Annotated in this window: 3 protein-coding genes; all 3 read left to right on the top strand. The window is 61.8% G+C overall.

Annotation, left to right across the window (positions count from 1 at the left end; all coding sequences use genetic code 11):
* The first annotated feature begins 327 nt into the window (after window positions 1-327).
* Genes rfbB through hrcA form a run of 3 tightly spaced genes read left to right on the top strand, consistent with a single transcriptional unit; the run spans window position 328 to window position 3,305 of the window.
* Window positions 328-1,353, top strand: coding sequence for a dTDP-glucose 4,6-dehydratase (gene rfbB / locus ACY69P_RS15395; protein ID WP_462328111.1), 1,026 nt, complete (start codon window positions 328-330; stop codon window positions 1,351-1,353).
* Window positions 1,350-2,237: a dTDP-4-dehydrorhamnose reductase gene (rfbD, locus tag ACY69P_RS15390; protein ID WP_462328110.1), complete on the top strand. Its 888-nt coding sequence runs from the start codon at window positions 1,350-1,352 to the stop codon at window positions 2,235-2,237. The genes rfbB and rfbD overlap by 4 nt, the downstream gene beginning before the upstream one ends.
* Window positions 2,238-2,276: 39 nt before the next feature.
* Entirely contained in the window at window positions 2,277-3,305 is a 1,029-nt protein-coding gene (gene hrcA, locus ACY69P_RS15385) for a heat-inducible transcriptional repressor HrcA (protein WP_404843152.1), read from the top strand.
* Window positions 3,306-3,373: the final 68 nt, after the last annotated feature.

Raw genomic sequence — 3,373 nt, 5'->3', positions numbered from 1 at the left:
ACCAGTGACTTCCACCGTGTGAAGATGGCACTCTGACCAACTGAGTTAATCGCCCACTTTGCCATGCATGCGACTGCACCCTGTCAATATTGCATGACTTCGTGCTCGTGTCGCTGCGGGAAATGGTTGATAGCTCCACAGCCCCAAAGGGTCAAGGGATTTTTTCAATTTTCCCCAAATGGACCTTTTTTCCTCCGTAATTGCCGGACTTTGCGGACGGGCGATTTTACGCTAGAGTCTGCGCTGTACCGGAGATATGGTCCGGACTCCCGCACGAGGCGGGGCTGGCGCACATGCCAGCGGCAACCAGCAAGCAAAGGATTGGACATGCGACTGCTCGTCACCGGTGGATGCGGATTCATCGGTACCAATTTCATTTACCATATGCTCGGCACCAACCCGGATGTCGAAATCGTCAACGTTGATAAGCTGACCTACGCCGGAAACAAAGCGAACATGATTCCGCTGGAGCAGGCCGAAGAAGGCAAGCGCTACGCCTTCTGCCGGGCCGACATCGCGGACATGGACGCCATGCGCGCCATCATCGCCGAGCACAAGCCCGATGCCGTGGTCAACTTTGCCGCGGAATCGCACGTAGACCGCTCCATCCACGACCCCTCTCCCTTTGTGACCACCAACGTCCTCGGCGTGCAGACGCTTATGACCGCCGCCATGGACGCCGGAATTGAACGGTTCGTGCATATCTCCACGGATGAGGTATACGGCACCCTCGCCCCAGACGCGCCCGCCTTTACCGAAGGCCACCCCCTTGAGCCAAACAGTCCGTATTCCGCCTCCAAGGCCTCGGCGGACCTGTTCGTCCGCTCGTTTTGGAAGACCTACGGCTACCCCGCCGTGATCACGCGCTGTTCCAACAACTACGGCCCGTGGCAGTTCCCGGAAAAGCTCATCCCGCTGATGATTACCCTTGCCGAGCAGGACAAGCCCCTGCCCATCTATGGCGACGGCATGCAGGTGCGCGACTGGATTTACGTCACCGACCATTGCCGCGGCGTGGAAATGGCGCTCAAGGCCGGACGCCCCGGCGCGGTGTACAACTTTGGCGGCAATGCGGAAAAGGCCAACCTCGACGTGGTGCGCGCCATTTTGTCCGCCATGGGCAAGCCCGATGACCTCATTTCCTATGTGAAGGACCGCCCCGGGCATGACCGCCGCTACGCCATGGACTATTCCCTCGCCAAGGACGAACTCGGCTTTAAGCCGCTGTACGACTTTGAGCGCGGCCTTGCCGAAACCCTTGCGTGGTACACCGACCACCGCGCATGGCGCGACAGCGTGCAAAGCGGCGAGTACCGCTCCTTTATGGACGACTGGTACGGGGAAAGACGATGAGTGAAGAGCAATTACCACGGGCGCTTGTTCTGGGCGGTGCCACCGGACTGCTGGGCATGGCCCTGAAAAGCGCCCTGACCGCAAAAGGCTGGGACGTGACCACCACCCCCCGTCCCGGCGACTGGGCCTTTGACGTGGAGCGGCTGCGGGACTTTATTGCCACCGCGCGCCCGGACGTTATTTTCAATACATGGGCCTACACACAGGTGGACCTTGCCGAGGACGAACCTAAGGAAGCCCGCCGCGTCAACGCCATCCTGCCGGGCATTCTGGCCCGCGCTGTGAAGGATATGGACGTCACCCTCGTGCACTACTCCACGGACTTCGTCTTTGACGGCAAAAAGGAAACGCCCTACGCCGAGGACGATACCGTGGCCCCGCGCTCCGTCTATGGCGAAACCAAACGCGCCGGAGAGCAGGCCCTTATGGCCGAGGAGCTTCACCGCCTCATCATCATCCGCACCGCGTGGCTGTTTGGCCCGGACAAGCGCAACTTTGTACGCACCATGCTGTCCCTGTGCGCGGAGCGCGACACCCTCGGCGTTGTGCACGACCAAGTGGGCTCGCCCACGTACACGCCGGACCTTGCGGTCTATTCCCTCGCCCTTGTGGCATCGGGCGAAACGGGCATCTTTCACATCACCAACTCCGGACGCGCCAGCTGGTGCGAACTAGCCTGCGAGGCCGTGCGTTCGGCGGGCCTGCCCTGCACGGTCACGCCCATTGCCACGGACGAGTACCCACAAAAGGCCACGCGCCCGGCATTCTCCGTACTCGATACCAGCCGCTTTACCGCGGCCACGGGCATCACGCCCCGGCCGTGGGTGCATGCCGTGCAAGAATACGTGTACAGTGAAACGGCACCGGAAACGCCCATAGACTAGACAGCACCGGACGCCAGCCGTCCGCAGCGGAAAACCACCATGCCCCTAAGCTCTCGTGAGACAGCAGTCCTGACCACCATTGTCGAGGACTACATACGGCAAGCCACGCCCCAAGGCTCGCGCACCGTTGCGCGGCGCTGTGGGCTTGGTCTGTCTGCGGCCAGCATCCGCAATACCATGGCCGACCTCACGGAAAAGGGCTTTCTGGCCCAGCCGCACACGTCCGCGGGGCGCGTTCCCACGCCCCGCGCCTTTCGCCTGTATTTGGATACGGTCCTCACGCCCCCGGAACTGGCGGGCACGGAGCGCGAAGTCATCCGCGAGAGTTTGGACAAGGCCGGGCTGGAGATTGCCGACATCCTGCGGCAATCCTCGCGGCTTTTGGCCGCCCTGTCCCAACAAGTGAGCATGGTCCTTGCTCCCGGACACTCCGACGTGCGCTGGCGCAGCCTTGACTTTGTCCCCGTGCGCACGGGGCTGGTGATGGCCGTGCTGATTATGGAAGGCGACATGGTGGAGCACCGCCTTGTGCCCGTGGAGCACGGCGTCACCCGCGACGACCTGACGGCGTTCAGCAACTACCTGAACCACCACTACGCAGGGAAAACCCTCGGGCAGGCACGCGCCCATATCCATCTGGAACTCAAAAGCGCCCACCGCCGCCTGAACCGCCTGTACCTGCAAGCGCTGACCCTTGCGCGCGACACCTTTGAGATGGACGCGGAGCGCGACTTCTACCTTGATGGCACCGCCCACGTCCTGACGCAGCCCGAATTTGCCGACGTGGACACCATGCGCGAACTGCTCCAGCTTCTGGACGAGCGCTCGCGCCTGCTGGAACTTTTGGACGGCACCATCGACGCCGGGCACACCAACGTCACCTTCGCCAAACACGACCCCGCCATTTCCAAAGGCCCCTACGGCCTTATTTCCGCGCCATTTGGCGCGGCGGACACCAGCAAAGGCGCTCTTGGCGTCATCGGTCCGCTGCGCATGGACTACGCAAAAATCCTCCCGGTGGTTGACTTCACCGCCCGGATGCTTACTGAACTTCTCAGCAATCGCTAACACCAGCACATCCAAGCGATCCTGGAGACCGCAATGACAAAGAAGCAGAATGTTGAACCTGCCGAAAC

The sequence above is a fragment of the Desulfobaculum sp. genome, from assembly GCF_054921475.1.
The sequence above is the reverse complement of the archived record's forward strand: the minus strand, read 5'-3'. Positions and strand labels throughout refer to the sequence as shown.

Coding starts and splice junctions, on each gene's coding strand:
- rfbD (WP_462328110.1), top strand. CDS start 1,350: ATGAGTGAAGAGCAATTACCACGGGCGCTTGTTCTGGGCGGTGCCACC.
- rfbB (WP_462328111.1), top strand. CDS start 328: ATGCGACTGCTCGTCACCGGTGGATGCGGATTCATCGGTACCAATTTC.
- hrcA (WP_404843152.1), top strand. CDS start 2,277: ATGCCCCTAAGCTCTCGTGAGACAGCAGTCCTGACCACCATTGTCGAG.